The sequence below is a fragment of the Paenibacillus daejeonensis DSM 15491 genome, assembly GCF_000378385.1.
In the GTDB taxonomy this organism is placed as follows: Bacteria; Bacillota; Bacilli; order Paenibacillales; family Paenibacillaceae; genus Paenibacillus_D; species Paenibacillus_D daejeonensis.
This window is the reverse complement of record NZ_KB899666.1, coordinates 239724-266011: the sequence shown is the minus strand read 5'-3', so window position 1 is coordinate 266011 and position 26288 is coordinate 239724. Positions and strand designations below refer to the sequence as shown.

Annotated in this window: 9 protein-coding genes; 7 read left to right on the top strand and 2 right to left on the bottom strand. The window is 51.1% G+C overall.

The window, feature by feature from the left end; genetic code table 11:
* The first annotated feature begins 152 nt into the window (after positions 1-152).
* Positions 153-3320, top strand: a complete 3168-nt coding sequence (locus F556_RS0121545; RefSeq protein WP_245583116.1) for a type 2 lanthipeptide synthetase LanM family protein — start codon at positions 153-155, stop codon at positions 3318-3320.
* A gap of 54 nt (positions 3321-3374) precedes the next feature.
* The gene (locus tag F556_RS0121540) at positions 3375-3797 is read left to right on the top strand and encodes a cysteine peptidase family C39 domain-containing protein (RefSeq protein WP_245583110.1); all 423 of its coding nucleotides are present in this window, start codon (positions 3375-3377) and stop codon (positions 3795-3797) included.
* A gap of 1146 nt (positions 3798-4943) precedes the next feature.
* On the opposite strand, the gene F556_RS0121535 is transcribed toward F556_RS0121540, so the two are convergent.
* A complete protein-coding gene (locus F556_RS0121535) occupies positions 4944-5255 on the bottom strand; it encodes a hypothetical protein (RefSeq protein ID WP_020619074.1) in 312 nt (103 codons plus the stop codon).
* A gap of 20 nt (positions 5256-5275) precedes the next feature.
* The gene (locus tag F556_RS0121530) at positions 5276-5983 is read right to left on the bottom strand and encodes a response regulator transcription factor (RefSeq protein WP_020619073.1); all 708 of its coding nucleotides are present in this window, start codon (positions 5981-5983) and stop codon (positions 5276-5278) included.
* Between the two features lie 494 nt (positions 5984-6477).
* Here F556_RS0121530 and F556_RS0121525 point away from each other — a divergent pair, with 494 nt between their 5' ends.
* The 5 genes from F556_RS0121525 (at position 6478) to F556_RS0121505 (ending at position 26282) form a co-directional block, all read left to right on the top strand.
* Positions 6478-7431 carry an ACP S-malonyltransferase gene (locus F556_RS0121525; protein WP_020619072.1) on the top strand — a complete coding sequence of 318 codons (954 nt, stop codon included), beginning with the start codon at positions 6478-6480 and terminating at the stop codon, positions 7429-7431.
* Positions 7428-8129 (top strand): thioesterase II family protein, encoded by a 702-nt coding sequence (locus F556_RS36510; RefSeq protein ID WP_020619071.1) that lies wholly within the window; start codon positions 7428-7430, stop codon positions 8127-8129. The genes F556_RS0121525 and F556_RS36510 overlap by 4 nt, the downstream gene beginning before the upstream one ends.
* 5 nt (positions 8130-8134) lie before the next feature.
* Positions 8135-9415, top strand: coding sequence for a diaminobutyrate--2-oxoglutarate transaminase (gene ectB, locus F556_RS0121515; protein ID WP_020619070.1), 1281 nt, complete (start codon positions 8135-8137; stop codon positions 9413-9415).
* Between the two features lie 800 nt (positions 9416-10215).
* Complete coding sequence (locus F556_RS0121510) at positions 10216-14127, top strand: beta-ketoacyl synthase N-terminal-like domain-containing protein (RefSeq protein ID WP_020619069.1); 3912 nt, start codon at positions 10216-10218, stop codon at positions 14125-14127.
* 194 nt (positions 14128-14321) lie between these two features.
* Positions 14322-26282, top strand: coding sequence for an amino acid adenylation domain-containing protein (locus F556_RS0121505; protein WP_342663316.1), 11961 nt, complete (start codon positions 14322-14324; stop codon positions 26280-26282).
* The last annotated feature ends 6 nt before the right edge of the window (positions 26283-26288 follow it).

Below are 26288 nucleotides of genomic sequence, written 5' to 3'. Positions count from 1 at the left end.
AATTTGATAACAGTGCAATGAAGGGGAAATGTTATTTTATTGTACTACTTAAGTGATATTGGTCTTGGATTAGCGAGTAAGTTTATTTGCATGGATTCTATTAGGAGGGTATTTCTTGTACTTAGGAGCATTGTAGATAATGCTTGCCTATTGTGCAGTATGAAATACCCTCCGCTTCATTTGATAGATTCTGGATCAGAATTTATAGATTTGTTTCAATAATTAACTTTATACTATTGAAAGGGTGTGATTTTAAAGTGATAAATGCTTCTGAGAAGATAAATTACTGGAAAAAATTTTTTTATGACAAAGAAGAATATTTAAAAATGAGCCTTAGGGAAGTATCAAGCCTTGAGGTTGAAACCATTTTTAATTTAGAGAAAAATGACTCAAAATGGAGATTCGAGTGGGAAGAGCTACTGAATTGCTCAATGGAAGACTTCTTTTTTAACCCACCTTTGTTTTCTGGATTCGTTGAACGTTTCTTTATACTGGCTATTGATTTATTTGAAAAAAACGGTAGAAATAATGATGCGGATTTGCATACAAATGCTACTATTTTCAAAAGTGCATTACCGTCTTTATTCGAAAAAATCATGGATTATAGTTGTAAAACTCTTATTTTAGAGATGAATGTATTTAAAGATCAAGGTCTATTGCACGGAGAGAGTTCACAAGAAAGATATCAGTATTTTGAAAAATTACTTTATGATAAAGAGTATTTAAAGCAATTGGCATTTGAGTATCCTATGTTAATTCGTTCATTACTTCGTGCAACTGAAAAATGGGTTGTTCATATTTGTGAAATATTACATAGGTTCGAGGATGACTATTCAAGAATTGTTTTACATATGCCTGAGGTCAAGCAATTCGGTAAGCTTATTAAGATTCATATTGGAGCAGGGGACACTCATAATGGAAGAAGTGTGACGATTTTAGAGTTTGCAAAGGGGAATAAATTGGTTTATAAGCCCCGTTCTTTAAAGGTTGATGAAGGTTATTATAAAGTTTTGTCTAATATGATGTGTTTTGGTATTCCTCAGATTAAAATGATGAAAATTATAGATTGCGAAAGTTACGGTTGGACAGAGTTTATAGATTTCTCTGAGTGTGTATCAATAGATCAGATCAAGGGATTTTATCATAATATGGGGATACAATTGGCAATCATGTACATGTTAAACGCTACAGATTTCCATTACGAAAATATTATTGCACATGGATCTAGCCCGGTTGCTATTGATTTAGAATCCCTGTTTCATCGTTCCATAAATTTAAAAATATATGGAAAAAATGCAAATGGCCATGCCTCTGAGTTGCTAGAGAATTCTGTCATGTCTTCAGGTATGCTGCCGCAATATATTTTCGGAACAGAAACTCATCCAGGTGTAGATGTTAGTGGTATCTTTGGATCTGGTGGGAAAGAAATACATAATGTTATGCGTTTAGCTCACAGAGGTACGGATCAAATGAGGTTAGAAAGAGGCGTAGGCCAAATAGGGGAGGGCAATAATCTTCCATCCTACAAGGACGAAGTTATCGACAGTTATCGATATGTTAATGACATTGTAGAAGGTTTTTCTCAAGCTTACAGGATCATAATTGGAAACAAGAAAAGACTGAGAGAAATGATTCGAGAGTTTGATAACGTTAGAGTTAGAGTGATTGTGCGAAGTAGTGAATCGTATAGTGAATTAATTCGTACACTCTATCATCCTGACTTATTGCGAGATGAATTAGATCGTAAGGTTGTTGTACATCGATTGTGGTTGAAATGTTTAGCAGATCCTAAGCAATTAAAATTGGTTTCTCACGAGATACGGGATATTGAAGACGGGGATATCCCTATCTTTTATACCGATCCGTCTGAAATAGATGTTTGGGCATCAGGTGGTGAGCGGATTCCTCAGTTATTCGAACAATCAGGGATAGATGTTGTAATGAACAAAATCGAAAAAATGGACGAAAAGGATTTAAGAGGGCAGTTGCAATTATTAAATATGTCTGTCTTGGCGTCCAGGCCTGACCTTTACTCATATAGTATTCCTGAATTTCGAATTATTGACTCAAACGAAGCTTTGGAATCTAACTGGAAAGCAGAGTATGTCCGATTAGCTACTTCAATTGGAGAATATCTCGTTCAATCGGCAGTTGTATCTTTGAACACTAAAGTCGATGACATAACATGGATTGGTTTAGTATCCAGTCATGAGGAGAGGAATCTCAGGCTATCTCCAGTAGGGTATGACCTATATAGTGGTAATAGTGGGATTGCTTTATTCTTGGGTTATTTAGCTGAACTGACTGCAAAAAGCGAATACAAACGTATGGCTCGAAAAGCATTGCAACCGATGCTAGAAATCCTGAGAGATAAAGGTAAACTAAATGAAGTATCGTTAGGTATTGGAGCATTTGGAAATGGCAACATCGGTGGAGGCATATTTGTTGCATATCAATTATCACGCTTATGGAATGATGGACAATTACTACAATTAGTTAAAGAATATCTTCCTTATTATTGTCAACTCGTTAAGAAAGACGTTGAATTCGATTATATAAGTGGTGCAGCTGGAGCTATTGATATACTCTTACATATATATCATGGAACAGGCTGGCTAGAAGCGTTGCAAGGCGCTGAGAAATGCGCAGAGCATGTGCTTCAGAACGCTAAAACACTGCCGGATGGCAGCATAGCTTGGTTGACGAAAACAGATGATGAGCCCTTTGTTGGGTATTCTCATGGTGTTTCTGGAATTATTGCTCCATTATCGGCATTATACAGGGTAACTCAGCTTGCGGTGTACTTAGAATATATCGAAAAAGGATTAAAGTATGAGCGGGCAAATTATGATGCTGAATTAAAGAATTGGATTTCTCCTAACCATACAGCAAAGGTGACATGGTGTCATGGAGCACCAGGCGTATTGTTATCACGAGTCCGCTTATTAGAAAACGGATATTGGGATGCAAGTATTGCTCAAGAAATTAATATTGCACTGGAAACAACTCTCAAATTAGGTTTTGGAACAGAACCTGTTTATTGTCACGGTGATTTTGGGCAATTGGAAATATTACTTTTTGCTAATAAAGTTCTTGATCGCAATGATGATACTTTAAATGTAGTTAGAGCACATCTGCTTAGACTTCTCAAAGATAAACCATGGACTACACCGGGTGTCCATCGTGCTTTTGATATAAAAGGATTAATGGCTGGTTTGGCGGGGATTGGATTTGGGTTATTAAAGCAGGCATTTCCGGATAAAGTTCCTAACATTTTGAATTTGGAGAATGAAGATTTCTTTTCTTCCACTTATGGTTGAGTGTATGATTTTGAATCAAAGAAGAAGGGAGAGAATGTAATGGCCCGTAGGCGTGTGCCATATATCGCTCAGATCCATCATTCAGAGTGTGGACTTTGTTGCCTTGCTATGATCTCAGCCTACTATCAAAAGGAAATTTCATTATATAGTTTACGTGAACAGGCAAATATCGGACGGGATGGCATGACGTTATTGCAATTAAAAAAAATAGCTGAAAATATCGGATTTGATGTTAAAGCTTACCGCATTGAGAGTATTAATCAATTTAAGCAGGTTACCCTACCAGCAATTCTACATTGGAACCAAGAACATTATGTGGTTCTTGAAAGGATAGATGGGAACTATGCTCGTATTGTTGACCCACCCTTAGGGAGGATTAAGCTGTCATTGAAAAAATTCAGCGAGCAATTTACAGGATTTTTGATGACAGTAGTTAAAAAGAACCGACTTGACGCCGAAGAAAGTATTAATATTTAATTTTTAATAATAAATGATTTTGTTGGGTTGGAATTAAATTTAAAAATCTCTTTAAATTATCATTTAAAAAAGGTTCAATATAGTACATTTTGTATTAATAACTCAAGTCTCGAAGAACGGAAATTGGCTTGAGTCATCGTAAACTTTGATTTCCTAGGTTTGGCGAAGGCTAGTTGGCGCCTTGGTTTGGGAGGTTGCGAGCCTAGCTTTAGCGTCACTTTCCTGACATGGCGTACCAGTACGGCACTAGAGCGGAAGAACTCTCGTCGGACTCGCTTAACGGTATAAAATTGATGAATCGCCTCACAGCACGTGTTGCTTTAATCGATTAAAGAAATTGTAGTTGAGCAGTTTCAAGCATAGATCGATTTCATTAGTGTCAAACGACAATATAGGAATGCGATGGATGGCAAATCTATTCTTCCTTCCTTAAATGTAGTTTTCTATAAGAACCGCTAGTTGTAGGAGCGCCATAAGTCGATGAATTCCCTGGCTTCTATGGTCACCATTGCTTCGTACTGCCTAAAGCAAGTCGAGTTCAAGCTGTGACTGATCGTCGTCCCGGCGTGGCATCTTGAGGATGACGGCGAAACGGCGCGTCTTCTCCTACGTCTTGGCTTTGTAGTACTTCAATGATCCAATCCTCACACTTCTCGCAGGTTTTGATTTGATTCGCTAGACGCTCGGTCCATTTATTTTTCAGGCATACCCGATCTGTCGCGACTGCCAAAAAGCATGGAACACCTCTCTGCTAAAGCCTTTGTCAAAACGCGCATAGCGCACGTGACGGGAACCAAGCATGGTTAATGTCTGCTGAACAAAAGGCAGGATATTGCTCGAACTTTTATTGACAGCGTGCAGACGGGCGTTCGCCAGAATCGACGATCCCCTTCATACATAAGAGCAGGTGTGGTTGGTTTTGCGTCCGTTCTTGTGGAATATCTAATCCAATTACGCTCTCTACTGGTTGCCGTATACGGTCTCCACGGTAGAATCAAGGTACAGAATTAACGTGCGGCAACCGCGGAGTCATACGGTCGATATTAAAAGTTTGCAAAGCTGGCGCTACTTGCCTATGAGCCTTTTTCAGACAAAGCAAGCTTAGTGGTGAGGGCCGCCAAGCGTCTGTCCTACCCAGGCATCGTCTTAGAGCGACAGCCCAAAACCAGCCGATGCCAAGGTGCTGTTCCAACCTATGGAGATCTTGAATAAAATGGAATTTATCGAGGGGGCCAGCAGGGCTTCACGCACATTCGCACGATCAAGATTTCTTCCATTCCTCTCCAGATAGAGGATGATTGGATTGCCGGCTAAGCGGACCTGATTTACGACGTATTTTGGATCCGATGTCCCGTTCATTAAGGTATTCACAAGCAAGATTAGGCTGCAGGTTGTTGAGACAATCAGGCAGACGGTAACAGCTACAAGCCATTTTTTGGTCCATAGTTGAAAAGACATGTTTGTTTCTCCTATCCGGGTTAGTCCTGACTGAACTTATAGCCGACACCCCAAACCGTCTTCAAATAGCTTGGCTTGGAGGGGTCGCTCTCAATTTTTTCTCGGAGTCTGCGTATATAAACGGTTACTGTGTTCTCGTCCCCGTGTGAGGTATAGCCCCAGATGGCATCAAGCAGCTGTGATTTAGAGAAAACCTGGTTTTTATGGCTCGCAAGATGATGCAGCATTTGAAATTCTTTGGCTGACAGAGAAATTTCCTTCCCTTCAAGCGTTACTTTGTAAGCTTTCTTATCAATGACGAGGCTGCCCAGTTGAAGTATGTCCGGATCCTGCTGCTGCGGCGGCTGAACCGGCATGCTTTCGTACCGGCGGAAATGCGCATTTATACGGGCGAGCAGCTCGCTCAGAGAGAAAGGCTTGGTCATATAATCATCCGCACCGAACCCAAGTCCAAGCACTTTATCGGTGTCACTACCGCGTGCGCTCAAGATTAAAATCGGGATATTGTTTCTTTTTCGGATTTCTCTACAGACGTCGATGCCATCCATATCGGGCAGCATAATATCCAGAATGATAAAATCCGGCTGCAGCATCTCCATCATCTGTAGTCCATCTGCACCATTTCCTGCTACGGCAGCCTCATAGTTGTTTTTGGTCAAATAGTCCCTGAGAATGCGGGAAATGTCTTTTTCATCTTCTATAATAAGGACTGTTTTGCGTCGTTCCACGATGGCACACTCCATTCAGTTAGTCGAATTCTAACGCTTAACAATAAAAACATATCCATGTTTTAGCCTTCCGCTACAGAACTAAAGTCCCGGGATGAAAGGTTTAGGAGAAGCGAAATATGTTTGGGTTAAGACGATGTATGCGATAGGTAGATCTTCATTTGGAAATCACGGGATGACGCAGCTTTAAGCCTATGTAAGCTTCTATTTTCCAATAAGAGAGGAATTATTTTATTCCCTTCTATTCTATGTTATTTTCCACAGGCAGCATAGGGGGATAGGTACAGTAGCGACTTTTTGACTATATTGACGGTTTGGATTTAAATGGGTACTGTTTGACTAGAGATTTATTTAACCAAAAAAAGGCGTATATATTAACAAAAAAAATAAATAATTGGCCCTGTTTAAAAAATAAAATAAGCGTTTATATCAAACTAGTAGATTTTGTTAATGAAGTATTTGTCAGATCATTTTTTCTATGAAAGGTGAGCTGCATGAGTAAATTTGCATTTATTTTTCCAGGGCAGTCTTCTCAACGAAAAGGAATGTTGCTAGAGCTGTATCAGGAAAGCAATACCGTAAGACAAACTTTTACAGAGGCTTCGGAAATTCTTGGCTATAACATAGCAGATATTTGTTTTAATGACGACACAGGCAGGTTAATGGATATTGCTGTCAGCGCACCTGTTATCCTAACGGCGGGCGTAGCAACGTATAGGCATATACATAGGCACTACAGTATGAAACCCATGATCGCAGCCGGCCATAGTCTTGGAGAATACACGGCACTGACGTGTGCAGGTATGTTAGCCTTTGAGCAGGCTTTGCCGCTTGTCACCTATCGCTCTGAGCTTGCCAAGCGGGTGATGGCGGAGCATTCAGGCGTAATGAGTGTGATCTTCAAAATCAGCGAATCAGAAGTCGAGGGGCTCTGCAAGCAGATGCGCAGAAGCGGGGCCCAGGTCTGGATCAGCTGTTACAACTCTGACCAGCAGGTGTGTGTGGCTGGCAGAGAAAGAGATGTAGCCACGCTGGAGAAACAAGCCAAGCGGCTTGGGGCTTCCTACAAGCGTCTTGACGGAAATGCACCGTACCACACGCCTCTGATGCGTGATGCGGTGGAGGAACTAAGGGGTTTCCTCCAAGGCTGTACGATTACAACACCCCGATATCCCGTTGTTTCAAATGTATCCACGCAACCTTACACGGAGTTTTCCACCATAGAGAATCTGCTACTGCAGCTTCAGCATCCAGTGAAATGGCATCACACCATTCAATACATAACCAAACAGAATACGGACACATTCGTTGAGCTTGGCAGCGGACAAATTCTGACCCGCTTGCTCGGGTCGACGGCACCGGATGTACAAGCATTCAGCTATGAGACGTCCGTAAGCAGAGCGGGACTACCCGCTCCCGTCAGGGAATTGGAGGGAGCAGGTGTATGAAGCTCTTTACCATTCCTTATGCGGGAGGTTTTTCTTTTACGTACCTGAAATGGAAGCGGGGGCTTGAGCCCAGCATTCAGTTGGTTCCAGTTGAGCTGCCTGGCAGAGGAGGCAGATCCTCCGAGCCGCTCTGCACGACCATTGGTCAGATGGCAGAGCATGTGATTGCCGAGATTGGGACAAGCCCCGGCCCCTTTAGCCTATTCGGTCACAGTATGGGCGCTTATGTCCTTTTGGAGGCATACGGCAGACTGGCCGCCTCAGGGGGACCGATGCCTGAGCATGTGATTATCTCCGGGATGACACCGCCCCATCGCTATGTGTCCAAGGGGCATCATCTGCTGGATCACGCGAGCTTCAGAGCAAGCATGTGCGAGCTGGGCGGTATTCCTGAGGCGCTTGCAGCAGACAAGGAATTTGCGGATATGCTCTTCCGCTTATTGAGAAACGATATCAAAGCGGTCGAGGAATACCGGTTGCCACTAGGAAGAGCCGCGTTTGCATGTGAGGTCAGTCTATTTAACAGTGAGTCCGACATTGCCTATGGCAGCATGATGGAGTGGCAGCAGTACGCACAGCGCAATTGTGCTTATTATCCGTTTCAAGGCACGCATTTTTTTATTAACGAGCGTACAACGGAAATCGTGAACAGCATGAATTTGATTTTGAGCAAGGAGTCCTCACTAATCCAATCTTAAGGGGAATGTGTATCGTGCTGACATTTGAGACTCACGAATCCAATGTTCGTTCCTACTGCCGACTGTTCGATGATGTGTTCACGACAGCTAAGAATGAGAACATTTATGCCGAATCGGGCAAGACCTATATTGATTTTTTTGCCGGCGCAGGTGCGCTGAACTATGGCCACAACAATGACTATATCAAGTCGCAGCTGCTGGCTTACATTCAATCCGATGGAATTACACATGGATTGGACATGTATACAGGTGCCAAGCGAGCTTTCATCGACAAGTTCGTAAGCAGCGTACTGGCGCCCAGAGGGTTGGACTACAAGCTGCAGTTTTGCGGATCAACGGGTACGAATGCGGTAGAAGCAGCGCTCAAGCTGGCCAGAAAAGTGAAGAAAAGAGAGACGATCTTCTCCTTCATGGGTGCCTTCCATGGCATGTCGATTGGTAGCTTGTCTGCTACCAGCAGCAGAAGCAGCAGAAAAGGGGCGGGCATGCCGCTGAATAACGTGACGTTCATGCCGTACCCGCACGGCTTCATGGGCAGCTTCGACACCATTGATTATATCGAGAACGTGTTGACGGATGATCACTCGGGCATCGAGGTTCCGGCGGCCATTATTTTTGAGTCGGTACAGGCAGAAGGAGGTATCATTCCGGTATCGAGTGACTGGATGAAAAGTTTGGAGAAGCTCTGCCGCAAGTATGACATCCTGTTAATCTGCGATGACATTCAGGTGGGCTGCGGCAGAACCGGAAGCTTCTTCTCGTTTGAGCACGCGGGTATTGTCCCCGACATCGTCACCCTGTCTAAGTCCATTAGCGGTTATGGCTTGCCCATGTCGCTGCTGCTGATGAAGCCGGAGCTAGACCTGTGGAGTGCCGGAGAACACAACGGGACATTCCGTGGCAATCAGCTGGCGTTTGTAACATCGATTGCTGCGTTGGAGCTGCGGGAGATGATGGATCTGGACCGGCAGGTGCAGAGGCATGAGGCAACCATCAGGCAGGTGCTGCAATCCAAGGTTGCTGCCTTGCATAAGGACATTGAGATTCGCGGCATCGGCATGATCTGGGGCATTGACATGGCCAAGGTTGGAGGGTCGGATCTGACGCGCACCATTGTATCGGAGTGCTTCAACAGAGGGTTGATCGTTGAGCGAGCGGGCAGAGAGGATGCGGTAATCAAGCTATTGCCGCCGTTAACGATTGAGGAAGCCAATCTTATGCAGGGCTTGGATATTCTGAGTGAGGTTATGCAGGAGCATCTGGTCAGCCTAGTAGCCCACTCCTAATAAGTCAGGTTGTTGAAACAGGAAGCCTACAGTCACGGATCGATCTTACGATCGCTGTTGTCCCCAGATTTCTTGATTATCTAACCGCTTTAGCGGTTGAAATCCGGGGACAGCTTATGCTTTCGAAGCTAGCTTTTCTGCGAAAAGCTCTCAGGCGAACGCTTCGTAGCGTATGCTCCCGAAGTCGCTTTCTTCCAGAAAGCGTGGACCAGATTCGATTCCGTGCCTCTCCGGCCTTTTGGCCGGAGGATTCATGCGTGAAGAGAAGACGGACGTCCACGAGTGACCTAAAAGCCTGGGGAGGTCGAGCCGGAGGAGGGGGCCAAGTATGTAACGCTTGTGGGGAGCGCTTAGCGGTCGATTTGGGCACGAGCGCGGCTGTAACGCTTGCCACGAAGCCTTAGAAGCGAAAAAGAGGTTAAAACGAGCTAAAACGAGCCCAATTATGCCGCTAACGTCACGTGGCAAGCGTTAGGATGGGAAACGGGTAAAAAAAGGTTGCTAAGGCTCTGTGGCAAGCGTTAGAGCGGGAGGGGTTACCGGGAAGACGGGCGGAGGGCCCTCAACATTCCTTCAATGGCGCTTCAACGGCCCTTCCTGATCGCCCATGCCTCGAGCCCCTAGCTGAGAGGTGCGCAAAAAGCCGAGCGTGCGTTGCACATGAGACTCAAAGCTACGATGAACTTCAAGGACGCAGTCAGGCGTTATTATTAAAAGCCTGATAAGAAACAGGTTCGCTCTATAGGCTTCATATTTAAAAAAGGAAATTAATGAACAATCATCAATAGGGAGTGAACCCATTGAGTAGTCCATCCATTAGTCCGTTACAGATAAAGGCCGCCACGCTGACCGAGCTGTTTCAAATGAAGCGGGAGGTGGAGGACAGAGGCATTGGTTTTATTAAGAGCAAGTCGGAAGAGGTCTATTGCTCGTATCAGCAATTATTTGATACATCGTTAATTCTGTTGGGGTATCTGCAGAGCAAGGGACTGAAGCAAGGCGATCATCTGGTCTTTCAACTGGAGGATAATTATCACTTTATACATATGTTCTGGGCCAGCGTGATGGGGGGCATCGTCCCTGTTCCGATTGTCGCAGAGGAGAAGGATGAATACCGCCGCAAGCTGTATCATGTGCTGCAGATTCTCGGAGATGGCGTGGTGATAGGCAAGTCCGGAGCACTGCCCAAGCTCAAAACGTTTGCGGAGCAGGGCGGGTACGATTATGACTCGCTGGCAAGCCGCTTTCTGGATATCGACGAAGCGTTTGGTTATGAGGGTGGAGCAGGCAGCATTCACGAGGCTCAGCCTGAGGATACAGCTTTTATCCAGTTCTCGTCCGGTTCCACGGGGATGCCGAAGGGTGTGGTGCTGACGCATGCCAATCTGATCACGAACATCGATGCGATGATTGAGGGAGCCGCCTTGGGACCGGAGGATACGATCGTATCGTGGATGCCGCTGACCCATGATATGGGCTTGATCGGCTGTCACCTGGCCGTGACGGCAGCGAATATGGTGCAGTATACGATGGAGACGAAGCTGTTCGTCATGAGGCCGGCCCTTTGGCTGGACAAAATCTCGGAGGTTCAAGCGACGATCCTGACCTCACCGAATTTCGGCTTGAAATTCTCATTGATGGCCATGGAACGGAGCCGCAATAAAACCTTCGATTTCTCCTCCGTGCGTCTGATCTTCAATGGAGCGGAGCCGATCTCGGTCAAGGTATGCGATGAATTCCTGGAGAAGACGGCGAAATACGGCATGAAGCCCTCCGTCATGTTCCCGGTCTATGGGATGGCCGAAGCATCACTGGCTGTAGCGTTCCCAGACTACAGAGAAGAGCAGATTACCCGGGTGGTCATTGACCGTAATCAGATGACGGTTGGCAGCCCGGTGAACTATATGACCGATGAGAACGATCCCGATGCCGCCTGCTATGTGGACGAGGGTTTCCCGGTCAAGAACTGCGAGTTCCGGTTGACGGATGAGGACGACAACGTGCTTGGCGAGGATACGCTCGGTCTGATTCAAATCAGAGGCGGGAATGTATCCAAGGGCTATTATGTTAATGAGCAGGCGAACCGGGACAGCCGCACAAAAGACGGATGGTACCGGACGGGTGACATCGGCTTCTTGTGCAACGGCAGGCTGGTTGTCATTGGACGCTTGCAGGATCTCGTCATTGTGAATGGCCAGAATTATTTCTCGCATGATCTGGAGCGCATCGCCAGTAAAGTAGAGAAGGTAGAGATCAATAAGGTCGCCATCTGCTCGGTACAGGATAAGGATGCAGAGCGGGACAAGCTCGCGGCATTTGTTGTACATAAAGGAGACGTAAGCAAGTTCGTACCGCTGATTGGCAAGCTACGGGAGCATTTCTCCCGAAGCATTGGACTGATGTTGGACTACGTCATACCAGTCGGGCAAATCCCCAAAACATCCAGTGGCAAGCTGATGCGTTATGTGCTCAAGCAGCGGTTCGAGAATGGTGAATTCACAGAGCTGCTCAAGGAATGCGGTGGCGGAAGCCTGGGGGCAACGGCCGAGCAGAACCAAGCGGTGGAGCAGTCGGTTGCAGCGCAGCAGGACAAGCAGCGAGAGGTGGAGCGCGACATTCTGGCCATCTGCCAGGAGCTTGCACCTGAATGGCCGATTGGGTTGAATGATAATTTCTTTGAATACGGCATTAATTCGCTGCTGCTCAATCAGATTGCAGCACGATTGGATGATACGTACCCGCAGACGATCAAAGTCGAAGATTTCTTCACGCACTCCAGCGTAAGAAAGCTGGCTGCATACCTCTGTGAGACGGAGGCTGACAGACAGCCAAGCAGGACAGGGCAGGCGCCACCGAAGCAGAGAGAACGTGTGAACGGGCACAGCCCGGCGATGGCTATTATCGGTATGGCTGCGAATGTACCCGGTGCGGCGGATGTCGAGCAGTTCTGGAGCAACTTGTGCGGCGGTGTGGAGAGTGTTGGCCCGCTGTCTTCTGTACGCATGAAGGATGTCGAAGCTTACATGAGCAGCAGGGGAGACACCGAAGCCAAAGGCATTCGCGAATCGGGCTTCCTCTATGCGATTGATACCTTTGATCATGAGTTCTTCAAAATAATGAAACGCGAAGCGATTGCGATGTCGCCTTCCCAACGTTTGTTCCTGCAAACCGCCTATACGGCGATGGAGCATGCGGGGTATGGAGGAGAAGCGCTGCGATCGAGCAGAACGGGCGTCTATGTCGGCTATATTGCAGATTTGGACGGCGGCCACTATCAGGACATGCTCAAGCATTCGCAGGAGACGCAGACAGCGACGGGCGTACTAAGTGCAAATATTAGCGGGCGGCTGTCCTACTTTATGGACTTCAAGGGACCAAGCATGCTGGTGGACAGCGCATGTTCGTCCTCCATGTCAGCACTGAACCTGGCCTGCCAGGGGATTGCTAACGGAGATTGCGAACAGGCCATCGTGGGCGGTGTGCAGCTGAAGGTGCTGCCGGTCCTCTCCCATGATGACGTGGGGATTGAATCCTCCGATGGACATACCAGGCCGTTCGCAGAGGATGCAGATGGTACGGGCGAAGGAGAGGGCATTGTCTCCGTACTGATCAAGCCTTACGAACAGGCGGTGGAAGACAACGATCAGATTTATGCCATTATCCGCGCCGCGCATAGCAACCAGGATGGCTATTCCGTCGGGTTGTCGGCACCTAATCCGGAAGCACAGACCGCACTTGTAACTGAAACATTGGCCAAGGCAGAGCTTCAGCCAGACCACATTTCATATATTGAAGCACACGGTACGGGGACGAAGCTGGGCGATCCGATTGAGGTCCATGCGCTGATGCAGGCATTTGCGACCAAGGCGGAGCAGCGTCAGAGCTGCGCGATTGGCTCCGTGAAATCCAATATCGGTCACCTGTATGCGGCGTCTGGACTGATCAGTATTATGAAGTGCAGCTTGATGCTTACCCATAAAATGATTCCTGCAACAGTGAACATTCAGGCCCTTAATCATCGGATTCCGTTTGAGCAATCGCCTTTCTATGTGAATACGCAATTTAAGCCGTGGGAGACCGAACAACTTCCGCGCAGATGCGGTGTGAGCAATTTCGGCTTCTCGGGCACGAATTGCCATACCATTCTGGAGGAATATCAGGAGCCGGAGCGGCCTGCTGAAGCCCGCGAGCTCTTCCCGTTTGTCCTCTCGGCGGCATCCAAAGAAAGCCTGCAAGAGCTGGTTCGAGCGTATGTGGACTATCTGTCGCGCCATGACGGCATCCGGCTCTCGGACATCAGCTACACCGCTGCAACGGGCCGTGGTCATTACCCTTACAGGCTGGCCCTGCTCGTCAGCGATACCGAAGAGCTGCTAAGCAAACTGGAAGCCTATGAGTGGTCCAATGATCGCAGCGCCAACCGGTATGTCGGGATGGCCAAAGTCGTGGGCCATACCCGCAAGACCCGCCAATGGGGCGAATGGACCGAGGACGAATCCGAGCAACTGAAGCAAGCAACCCAGACCAGCATTGCCGACTGGCTGAACAAGCCGCAACCGGAGGATCGGGAATCATTCCTTCGCAAGCTGAGCGAACTATACGTTCGAGGAGCCGACCCTAGCTGGCAAGAATGGTTCAACCAACAAGACGTCCGCAGAGTCAGCCTGCCAACCTATAAATTCAAACAAGAAAGATGCTGGCCTAATTTCTAAATAGAAAATACAGATTACTCTAGAAGCCTGAAAGGCACGGAATGTGATGGAGAAGCGAAGCGCTCGCCTGAAAGCTTTTCGCAGAAAAGCTCGCTTCGGAAGCATACGCTTTCCCGGATTTCCCCCCTTGAGGGGGTCCAAAAATCAAGAAATCCGGGAACAACAGCGATCGGAAGAACGTTCTGTGACTGAAGGTGTTACGAAGCAATCTAAAAACTGGGCATGAGGTGAGGGTATTGGACGCTAGCAATTACGAACTCGTAGTGGAACGATTAACCCAATTAATAGCCACTACCGCAAGAATGGAACCCCAAGATATCGATCCTTATGAGAACTTGATTGAGCTGGGAGCCGACTCGATCATCCTAACGGATGTGAACAGCTATATTCGGGAGGAATTCGGCGTAGAAATTCCGCTCACCCTGTTCTTTGAGCGTCTGACATCCGTGGCCGAAATCGCGGAATATTTGGTTCCGCAGCTGGCACCGGAGTATTTCACCAAGGGCAGCGCGCAAGTACAGGAACCAGCGTTGGCCAGTACGCTTGAAGCAAGCGCGCCTACCCCTGTACAAGAAGCTCATCCGGTGAGACAGGAGCCCCAAATGGCACAAATGCCACAGCTACCACAGCTGGAGGCGTTACCTGTCACCGAAGGCCCGGCCTCCGATATTACGCAGCTATTTGCCCAGCAGCTGCAGATTATGAACAACCAGATTCGCATGCTGTCCGGCGGACAGCTGGCTGCGGCCCCCGCCGCCAGCCAGACCGTGGCCGAACTGGCAACAGCCGCAGCAGCTACGGCGGCGACCGCCGAAGCCACGCGCGAAGCAGCCGCTCCGGAAATCGCAAGCCGCGAGCAGCAAGCAGCGGCTGCACCCAAGGCTGAAGCTGCCGCACAGAACGACAGCACGGCGCCAGGCCACCAGCCGTATATTGCACACAAACGGATAGAAACGACCAAGAAGCAGGGCAACGAGAAACAGCAGCAGCACATTCAGGAGCTGATGGAGCGCTATACGGCCAAAACCCCAGGCTCCAAAGCCTTCGCAGCCAAGTACCGTCTGCCATACGCCGACTGGCGGAACATTTCGGGCTTCCGGCCAGCCATCAAGGAAATGGTCTACCAGCTTGTGTTCCAGAACAGCCAGGGCGCACATATTACCGATATCGACGGCAATGATTATATCGATTTGACGATGGATTTTGGTGTCAGCCTGTTCGGCCATAATGCAGAGTTCATCAAGGAAGCGATCAGCGAGGAAATGACCAAGGGCTTTCCGCTCAGCCTGATTACGGAGCTGTCCGGCGAAGTGGCCCAGTACATTTCTGAATTTACAGGAGTAGAGCGGGTGTCGTTCTTTAACTCCGGTACAGAAGCGGTCATGGTTGCGATGCGTCTGGCGCGGGCGGCCACAGGCAAGGATAAGATCGTTATTTTTTCCGGGGCGTATCATGGCACCTTCGACGGTGTACTGGGGATGCACCCGATGGGCAGGGAAAAAGATGCCGTCTCGCCAATCGCGGGCGGGATCATGCAGAACTACGTAGATGACCTGTTCATTCTGGATTACGACGATCCGGCATCCCTGACGTTCATCTCGGAGCACGCAGATGAGATTGCTGCCGTTATGGTGGAGCCGGTGCAGAGCCGCAGACCGGACCTGCAGCCCCGTGAATTCCTGCATCAGTTAAGAGACCTGACCGCAAACAGCGGCATCAAGCTGATCTTCGATGAGATGATTCTCGGCTTCCGCTTAGGGAAGGGCGGAGCTCAGGAATATTTCGGCATTCAGGCCGACCTGGTCACCTACGGCAAAATCGTTGGCGGCGGCATGCCAATCGGTATCGTCGCAGGCAAGCAAGAGGTCATGGACTGCATCGATGGCGGCGTCTGGCAGTATGGTGATGATTCCGTTCCGCCTTATGAAGACAAACGAACGTTTGCCGGTGGTACCTTCTGTCATCATCCGCTTGCGATGGCGGCGGCCAGAGCGGTGCTGCTGAAGATCAGAGAAGAGGCAGACACGATCTACCCGCTCATTAATCAGCGAACGAAGCGCCTGGCGGATGAGCTGAATGCTTTCTTCCAAGAAGAGAACGTCCCTGCCGAGATTGTCTATTGCGGCTCGCTGTTCCGCTTTGTGCTCAAAGGGAACATGGAGATGTTCTATTATCACCTGCTCGATAAGGGCATCTATATCTGGGAAGGCCGCAACTGCTTCTTGTCTGCGAGTCATACGGACGAGGACATGGACCGGATCATCAAGGGTGTGAAAGATTCCTGCCTCGCCATGAAGCATGTGTTCTTTGCCAAGAATGAAGAGCCTGCTGTACTCGCTAAAAAAAAAGAGATTGAGCTGACCCTGGAGCAGCAGAAGATGATTGCGTCCGAAATGATGAATCAGGGCACAAGCGCCTTTCATCAATGCATCCTGCTGCAAATCGAAGGCGAACTGAATACCGGCGACCTGAACAAGGCCGCGGAGCTGATGGCTTCGAGGCATGAGATTCTCCGGTATACCTTCTCCAGTGACATGTCGAAGCTGGTGCCGAATCCATCCCTCGAGACGGGCGTATCGGTCATTCCCGTTCAGGAATCGTCGGAGGCCGAGGTGCTGTCCGGCTTAACCAAGTATTCTTTTGACTATGTGAATGGGCTGCTCTACCGGATATTCCTGCTCCGCAATGAACAGGACACCCGCAAGAGCAAGCTGCTGGTGGTGGCGCATCACTTCATCGCAGACGGCTGGTCGCTTTCCTTGTTCTGCGAGGAATTGATTGAAGCTTATAACTCATTCCGGACTGGTACATCGCCGAGCCTGGGCGAGGTCGTCAGCTACCGGGAGTTTCTTCATAACCACGAGGCGCTAGTCGGCAAGCTGGACAAGCAGGAGGTCCTTCAGTTCTGGGAGGACTACCTGGCGGGCTGTGATCACGAGCTCGCGCTGCCAACCAAGGATGTGATGGCGGAGGCACATGCCGGTCGGGGCGAGCGGATTACGCATACCACTGACGAGCAATGGCTGAAGAAGGTGAGAAAGGCAGCTGCCGCCTCCAGATGCAGTCCGTTCATGGTGCTGCTGTCCGCTTATCAGGCGATGCTGCACGAGATTACCCAGCAGCAGCAGTTTGCAGTAGGCGTACCGTTCGCCGGTCAGGCGACGGTCGCGCCCAAAGCGCTCATCGGCAACTGTGTTTCGATTCTCCCGGTAGTGGCGCATGTAAATGAGCGGGCTACGCTGGCTACGCTTGCCGCTTATAACCGGGAACGGTTCAAGCAGCTCGATGGGATTCACAATGTAGCGCTCGATGCGGTGGATCACGAAGGCAGCATTGTCCATCCGCGTATGAACGTCATGTTCAACATGGACCGGATGCCGCAGACCAAGTCCTTTGTAGGGACGACGATGAGCCTGCAGCCGGTTGAAGTAGAGAGCTCAATGTACGATTTATTCTTCAACATTATCGAGCTCGACGGCAAAGCGGTATTCGACATTGATTATAACAGTGACATGTTGGCCAGACCGACGGTGGTGCGGTGGCTGGACCTGTACTTGGATATCGTATCCCAATGGTGCGCGCAGCCGGAGCAGCAGCTGGATGAATTGCAAATGTTCGTCTCAAGCGATGTGTTTGCAGCTGAACAGGCTATGACCCATGTGGAGCTGAATGAGCTGGAAGCCAAGCTCGGGCTGAAGCGTGCGGACTATGGGATAACGGATGATCGCGTCTATGGTCTGATTCTGAATAAGCAAGGCAGACCCGTCCCGACTGATCAGTACGGCTATCTGTACATAGGAAGAAATCGAATGGAGAATTTCCATACCGGATGGGCAGCACGGGTGACGCATGATGCGCGCCTGGAGCTCCTGGGGCCGGAGGAGCATTGTTTCGTGCGGGATGGCAAATGGTACAGCCTCTGGCTGATCGCCGGGGTTGTGCAGGAATCTCCCGCCGTTCAAGACGCGCGGGTGAGCCTCGACGAAGCAAGCGGCGACTTGTCAGCCTACGTGGTGCCAGCCGCCGAAGGCCTGACAGCCAATGATCTGGTGGAATGGTGTCTGCCGCGCATGCCGCTCCACATGCTGCCCAAGCAGTTCTATGCAGTCGCTGATCTGGCATCTGAGCAGGCGCAGGAACTGACTTATCAGGCGGATGAGATGACCGCGACCGAGAAAACGGTATTCGGCATGATCAGCACGTTGCTCGGCTTTGATGCATTCGGGAAGCAGGACAATATTATCTCGCTCGGCATGAACTCGCTGAAGCTGCTGCAATTGCTCTCCAACGTTCAAGCGGAGTATAACGGCATTCGCGTACCCATCACGGAGGTTGCTGACGCCTTGACGGTTAGCGGGATCGCTGCGATTGTTGATGGTCTTCTGCAAGAAGGCCAGACCCAGCTGGCATCGATTCCGAAGATGCCTGACCATCAGGCGTTCTACGAGACGTCGGCAGCCCAGAAACGGATGTATGCGCTGAATCAGATGCAGCCGGATACGCTGGGCTATAACATGCCTTCCATCGTGAAGGTTGAAGGGAAATTCGATCCCGACCGGTTCCAAGCTGCGGTTAGCGGAGTCGTGCAGCGGCACGAGAACTTGAGGACCCGATTCCTGGAAGCGGACGGAGACATCGTTCAGATTGTAACGGACCTCACCGATGTTCAAGTGGAGCTGTCGGACAGAACCGGCGAGTTGAACGAGGAAGAGCTTGTGGCGATGCTCAAAGCGGAGTATATCAAGCCTTTCCGCTTGAACGAGGCGCCGCTGCTGCGTGTGAGCGTGATTCAATATGAAGCGCAGCGATATATGGTCTTTATGGATTTTCATCATATTGTGTTTGACGGGGCCAGCTCTCTGGTCTTCGCCAGAGAAGTGATGGCACTGTACGACGGGATGGAGCTGCCGCAGCTTCCCGTTCAGTACAAGGATTTTGTGATGTGGCACAAGGAAAGGCTCGCCTCAGAAGAGATGCAGCAGCAGGAATTGTTCTGGAAGCAGCAGCTGGAGGCGAGCCCTCCGGGCAGCTCTGTGCCTCTGGATCATGTACGCCCGGAGCATCGGACGTGTGCGGGCAAGCTGAGAAGACAGGTGGTTAGCCCTGAGCTGAAGCACGCCATTCTGGAGCTGTGCAAAGAGCAGGGGACAACGTCCTATTCGTTCTTCCTATCGGCCCTTCAGGCGATGTTGTCCATGTATACGATGCAGAAGGATTTGATCGTAGGCACGCTGGTTGAGGGACGGCATCACTATGAGCTGGAACCGCTGATTGGGATGTTCGTCAATACGCTGCCAATACGGACAACCGTCGATCAGCAGCAGTCGTTCGCAGATTTCATGCAGACGGTGCAACGGCAAGCGATGCAAGCTTTTGCTAATAGCGAGGTGCCCTTCGACCGAATCGTTGATCTGTCGGGGGCCAAGCATGAGAAAGGGAGAAATCCGCTGTTTGATCTGCTGTTCTCCTATCAGGATTTTGGCGCATTCAAGCTGCCGGGTGAGGACACGACGTTCCAATATGAGGAGCTGTGGACCGAGGACTGCAAATTTGATATTGAATTTGAAGTCGTCGACAGCGGTGAACAGTTTGAGCTGATTGTGCAATATGCGTCGGAGCTATACGAGGAATCGACGATTGATCGAATGATCCAGCATTATATGACGCTGATTAGCTCTATTGTAACGGATGGTTCGCGTAAGCTGGCTGAACTCGACATGGTGACGGCGGAAGAGAAGCAACAGATTCTGACGCAATTTAACTCCCCGCACACCGTCTATGAAGAAGGACAGACCATCGTGGATGTGTTCGAGCGCTGGGCTGCAACGAAGCCAGATCAGACCGCCCTATTGTTCGAGAGAGAACGCATCAGCTATCTGGCACTTAATAGCCGGGCCAACCAAATGGCTCGCCTGCTGCTTAGCAAGGGACTCCAGCAAGAAGACGTGGTTGGAATCATGATGCACCGTTCACCGAATATGCTCCGCAGCATTATGGGGATTTGGAAGGCGGGCGGCGCCTACTTGCCGCTGGATGTGGATCATCCGCTGGAGCGGCGGCTGAACGTGCTAGAGGAGGCGGGTGTGAAAGTAGTGCTGACCGATTCCGCGCATGTGGAGCCGGATTTCCGAGCCCGTTTTGAAGGCACGATTCTATGCCTGGATGAGTTGGAGTCTCAGTGGAGTAACTGGCAGGAAGACAACGTGGGCACAGCCATTGATGCCTATCAGCTGGCGTATATTCTGTTCACGTCAGGCTCTACGGGCAAGCCGAAGGGTGTCATGATCGAGCATGCAGGCATGCTGAATCACATTTGGGCCGAACGGGATTTGTTAGGCTTGGACGACAGCCTGGTATTTGCCCAGAATGCCAACCATTGCTTCGATATCTCGGTATGGCAGATGGTCGGTGCACTTGTATTGGGCGGTACGACAGCGATTTATTCCAACGAGCTTGTCCGTCAGCCGCAGCGCTTTATTGATCAAGTGGTGCAGGACGGGGTGACGCTGCTGGAGGTCGTTCCTTCCTACATGACTGTGATGCTGGAGGATGCAGAGGACGGCAGGACGGAATACCGCTCGCTCAAGCATCTGATCATTACCGGGGAGATGGTCAAGCCGCATCTGCTGGAGAAATGGTTCGCCGTCTATCCGGACATCGCGATCGTCAATGCGTACGGACCGGCAGAAGCCTCGGACGATGTTACTCAATACGTAGCAGACAGTATGCCGGAGAAGCTGACGAACGTGCCGATCGGCAAGCCGCTTGCGAATGTAAGGATCTACATCCTGGATGCCGAAGGCCGTCTCTGTCCGGTCGGTGTCGCAGGGGAGCTGTGTGTGGCTGGTATCAGTGTCGGGCGGGGGTATGTCAATCAGCTGGAGAAGACACGGCAGTCCTTCCTGCTCGATCCGTACGCGGAGCCATCGTCAATCAAAGGACATAACCGGATGTACCGCACAGGTGATCTGGCGAGATGGAAGCCGGACGGGAATATTGAATATCTGGGCCGGATGGACGAACAGGTGAAAATCCGCGGACACCGCATTGAGCTGGGCGAAATTGAAAGTGTGCTGCGCGCCCAGCCTGGCGTCCGGGATGCGGCGGTCATTGCCCGCGAGGATGAAGCTGGCGACCCTTACATCTGTGCTTATGTGGTGCCTGCGGCGGAAGGGACAACCTTCGATGTGGATCAGAGCCGTATCCAGCTGAGACGAGAGCTCCCGGACTATATGATGCCATCCTACTTCGTGACGCTGGAGCAGCTGCCGGTTACCAGCAACGGCAAGCTGGACCGGCGGGCGCTGCCGGAGCCAGAGCGCCAGGGCGGAGGTAAGACCGTGGGACCTCGCAACGACACGGAGGCGTACATTATCGTGGCGTTCAGTGAGGTGTTGGGCCTGGATCGGGACGCAATCAGTGTCCATGACAGCTTCTTCGATCTGGGAGGTCACTCCCTGCGAGCTATTCGGGCGATCAATCTGATTGAGTCGTATACCGGCGTCCGACTGCCGCTAAGGACCGTATTCGAGCATCCAACGGCTGAAGCGCTCAGCCGGATGATTGTGAGCGAGCCGGAGCAGGCCTATGAGCCGATCCCGCAGGCGCCGATCCGCGACCGGTATCCGATGTCCTCGGCACAGAAGCGGTTGTTCGTCATTCATGAGATGGACAAGACGAGCACCGTGTACAACATGCCGGGCATGATCGAGATGCATGGCGAGGTGGATCTGCCGCGGATTACCCAGGCGTTCCAACAGCTGGTTAACCGTCATGAAAGTCTGCGTACAAGCTTCCACATGCATGAAGGGGAGCCGGTGCAGCGTATCCATGCAGCGGTCACGGTAACGGTCGACTACGAGAAGACGGTCGTACAGGAAGCAGATGGACAAGTGCCGAACAAACAGACCGCGGATGAGCTGCTGGCAGATTTCGTCCAGCCATTCAATGTTCAAGAGGCGCCGTTAATGCGGATCAAGGTTGTGAAGACAGGCGAGAGCAGAAGCCTGGTGCTGTTCGACATGCACCACCTGGTATCCGACGGGATGACCATTAATCTGATTACCAAGGAATTCTCGCAGCTGTACAACGGCGAGGAGCTGGAGCAGCCGGTCATTCAATATAAGGATTACAGCGAGTGGCTGCGGACGCAGGATCTCAGCGAAGAGAAGAACTACTGGCTTAGCCAGTTCGAGGGCGAGCTGCCCGTGCTGGATCTGCCGCTGGATTATCCGCGCCCGCAGCTCCAGAGCTTTGCCGGCGCAGCCGTAACCTGGCAGCTGGATGCTGCGCTGCGGGAGCAGGTGCAGGAGCTGTGCCGGGTGACCGGAGCAACAGAATACATGGTGCTGCTCTCGGGCCTGATGGTGCTGCTAGGCAAGTACAGCCGCCAGGAGGATATCATTGTCGGTAGTCCAGTATCCGGACGGCTCCATCATGACACCGAGCAGATGGTCGGCATGTTCGTGAATACGCTAGCGATGCGCGGCAAGCCGGAAGCGGACAAGGCGTACACGGATTTCCTGAACGAGATCAAGGAAACGAGCTTGAAGGCGTACGAGTATCAGGCGTATCCATTCGAGGATATCATCGAGCAGCTGCAGGTACGGCGCGATCTGTCGCGTAACCCGTTGTTTGACGTCATGCTGGTGCTGCAGAATCAGGAGGAAGAAGCACTCTCTGCGCAGGGCCTGGCCTTCGGCGATATCGAAGCGGATCTGCGTACAGCCAAGTTTGATCTGACGATCAATGTGACGGCATCCCCGTCCGGCTACGAGCTGCAATGGGAATATGGCCGCGATTTGTTCAAGGAAGCAACAGTGGAGCGGATGGCTGCGCATTTCGAGCAGCTGCTGCAAGCCGTGACTGAAGCGCCGGAGCAGAAGCTCGGGGAGCTGGAAGTGGTGACAGCAGCGGAGAAACAGCTGCTGCTGCATGATTTCCACGAAGCCCCGGCGTCATACCCGGAGCAGGCGACGATCAAGGAGCTGTTCGAGGCGCAGGTGCGCCGCACACCGCAGCAAATCGCTGCGACATGTGAGGGTGAGCAGTGGACATATGCGGAGCTGAACCGCAAAGCCAACTACATCGCACGTCAATTGCTGGAGTTGAAAGGGGAAGGCGAGACAGTCGTCGGGCTGCTGCTGGAGCGCAATCTGCATCTGTTGGCCGGTATCCTGGGCGTCGTGAAGGCGGGCTGTGCCTACCTGCCAATGGACCCGGATGCGCCAGAGGACCGGATTGCCTATATGCTCCAGGATAGCGGGGCGCGCGTTCTGTTAGCGGGGGGAGACACTGGTGAGAATGCCCTGCCGAACCTTGCGTTCGACGGAACGAAGCTGACCATTGAAGCGCTGCTGGAGCAATTGGAAACGGCCGATTCCGCTTCTTATGCTGTGAATCCGGAAGTACCGATGCAGCCGCAAGATGCATTGTACATGATCTACACCTCCGGTACGACGGGGCAGCCGAAGGGGACGATGATCGAGCACCGCAACGTGGTGCGCCTGATGGTCAACGACCGAATGCCGTTCGACTTCTCGGCGGATGATGTATGGAGCCTTTTCCATTCCTACAACTTCGACTTCTCGGTGTGGGAGATGTACGGTGCGCTGCTGTACGGCGGCAAAGTTGTGGTCATTCCAAAAGCTGCAACTCGTGACAGCTATGCCTTCCTGGGCATTCTCCGAAAGGAGCGGGTCACGGTATTGAATCAGGTGCCATCCTCGTTCTACGAGCTGATGCACGCAGAGCTGGCGGGCGAAGGCGAGCCGCTGCACGTGCGGTACCTGATCTTCGGTGGCGAGGCGCTGCATGTCAGCAAGCTGAAGGCCTGGCACGAGAAATATCCGGAGATGGCGATTGTGAACATGTACGGCATCACCGAGACAACCGTTCATGTGACGCACAAACGAATCGGAGCCGAGGATATCCAGCGCGGCATCAGCAATATCGGACAGGCAATTCCGACGCTGAAGCTGTATATTCTGAATGGCGACCAACTGTGCGGCATCGGGATGCCGGGCGAGCTCTGTATTGCCGGAGCTGGCGTGGCGCGGGGCTATGTGAACCGGGCCGAGCTGACGCAGGCCAAGTTCGTGGACAACCCATACGTACCAGGCGAGCGGATGTACCGCTCCGGTGACCTGGCACGCTGGCTGCCGGATGGCAACGTCGAATACATTGGCCGGATCGATGACCAGGTGAAGATCCGGGGCTACCGGATCGAGCTGAAGGAAATCGAGAAGGTGCTGATGAAGCAGCCTGGAGTACAAGATGCAGCGGTCATTGTGCGCAAGGACGGTGCAGGTGACAGCTACCTGAGCGCCTATGTCGTCGGCAAGGAAAACGAAGCCGATCTGGATCTCGAATCGTTGAAGGCCGGGATCGGCGAGGATCTGCCGGACTACATGGTGCCAGGCAGCATCATGGTACTTGCGAAGCTGCCAATTACGAGCAATGGCAAGCTGGACCGCCGTGCGCTGCCGGAGCCGGTCTACACTTCGGGCGAAGCCTACGTAGCGCCAAGAGACGAGCGCGAGCAATTGCTTGCGGATGTATTTGCCCAGGTGCTGGGGATGGAGCAAGTAGGCATCGATGACAACTTCTTCGAACTGGGTGGCGATTCGATCAAAGCAATTCGCGTCATTTCCAAGCTCAGGGAAGCAGGCTACGAGCTGACAGTGAAGGACCTGATGCTGGAGCGTACGATTCGCTGGATTGCCGTCAAAGTAGAAGAAGCTGTCGAGGGCGTAACCAAATACCCGCAGGAGGAAGTGACGGGCGAGGTGCTGCTGACCCCGATTCAGCAGGAGTTCTACGACTGGCAGCTTGCGAAGCCGGAGCATTACAATCAGACGATGCTGCTGACTTCAACTGCAGCGCTGAGCTCGGAGCATTTGCGCCAGGCGTTAGCCGAGGTTGTCAAGCATCACGATATGCTGCGGGCGGTATATACGGCAGAGCGGGGACAAGTGCTGCTCAGCTCGGAGGAGAGCAAGGGATTTGAATTTGTGGAATGCCACCTGGAGAACCTGGAGCGCGAGCAAGACGTGCGGCAGGCGGTGGAAGAGGAAGCAAACCGGCTGCAGGAGAGCATCAGCCTGAGCGATGGACCGCTGCTGAAGGTGGGCTTATTCAAAATAATGAATGGCGACTTGCTGCTGCTGTGCCTTCACCATCTCGTGGTGGACGGGGTATCCTGGCGCATCATACTGGAGGATCTGGAGACCGCGTATGAGCAGGCGATGCGGAAAGAGGAGATTGTGCTTCCTGCCAAAACCGCCTCGTATCAGCAATGGGCCCAAGCGCTGCAGGAATATGCGCGCAGTGAAGAGCTGGAGCGTGAGCTTCGGTACTGGCAGGACGTCAGCACAACAGCACAAGCTGCCGCAGAACAGCAGAGCAGCGACACAGCTTCTGCTGCAAGCTATCACACCGTAGATATGGAGTTGGATTCTGCAACGACGAACAAGCTGCTGTTCGAAGCGAACACGGCTTACCATACGGAGATCAATGATCTGCTGCTGACTGCGCTGGTCCGCACACTCGAGCCTTGGACGTCCGCGCAGGGCGTGACGATCGACCTGGAGGGCCATGGCCGCGAGAGCATCCACAGACCGTTGGACATTGACCGGACGGTGGGATGGTTCACCAGTATCTTCCCGGTTCATCTGCCTGTCGTCGCGGATATGGAGCAGCACATTTGTACCATCAAAGAGCAGCTCCGCAAGGTGCCGAATCGCGGCATGGGCTACGGTGTGATCAAGCATTTCAGGGAAGATGCCCTGCCTGAGCTTCACCCGACCTATTGCTTCAATTATCTGGGGCAGCTGGACAACGAATCGGGCAGCAGACTGCTGGGACTCTCGGATTGGTCGGCGGGTGAGAGCATGGCGAAGGACAATCAGCATCCGAACGCGCTGACGATCAATGCCAGCATCGTTCAAGAAAAGCTTGTCCTAGAGATCACTTATGATATGAGCCGATATACAGCGGAGCAAATCAGCGACTTCTCCAAACGGTTCCGGGCAGTGGCAGCCAGCATTGCTGATCACTGTACCTCCAAGGAAACCAGCTCGCTGACGGCATCTGATTTTGGCGATCTGGAGCTGGAGCTGGACGAGTTCGATGAGATCATGAAAAACTACTCCTAACCAAGG